This window comes from Mesorhizobium sp. M7D.F.Ca.US.004.03.1.1, assembly GCF_003998635.1.
Lineage (GTDB): Bacteria > Pseudomonadota > Alphaproteobacteria > Rhizobiales > Rhizobiaceae > Mesorhizobium > Mesorhizobium loti.
In genome coordinates, this window is sequence record NZ_RZQG01001741.1 from 1 (window position 1) to 501 (window position 501).

Below are 501 nucleotides of genomic sequence, written 5' to 3' on the forward strand. Positions count from 1 at the left end.
AGGCACCGAAGGTGGCGCCGATGCGCTGGAGAGCTATCTCAACAGCAAGTTCGTCTCGCACCTGCAGGTCGACTGAGTAGGCCGCTGTCGGGCGACATGCACTATTTCTGCTGGCCGTAATTCTTGTAGCGCCCGCGAATGGCGGCAAGCTCGCTGCCCTCGATCAGCACCGGCGTACCGGCGCTGCGCGCCAAAAGATACTGCCGCGCCAGGGTTTCCAGCTTGATGGTGCGGATCAGCGCCATGTCGAGATCCGCGCCGAAGGCGATCATGCCATGATTGGCGAGCAGGCAGGCCGATCTGTCCTTGAGCGCAACGACGGCGACCTTCGCCAGTTCGCTTGATGCGAACAGCGCATAGTCCGAGCAGCGCACATCGTCGCCGCCGAAACCGGCGACCATGTAGTGGAACAGCGGCAGCGGTTCGCGCAGGCACGATAACGCTACGCAATGGTCGGGATGGGCATGCACCACGGCACCGGCCTCGGGAAACGCCTTGTAG

The 501-nt window shown here is 63.1% G+C and carries 1 protein-coding gene; it reads right to left on the reverse strand.

Annotated elements, in window-relative coordinates; translation table 11 throughout:
* Positions 1-101: 101 nt before the first annotated feature.
* A partial coding sequence (locus EN935_RS39805; RefSeq protein WP_206534731.1) for a class II aldolase/adducin family protein occupies positions 102-501 on the reverse strand: 400 nt, incomplete at its 5' end.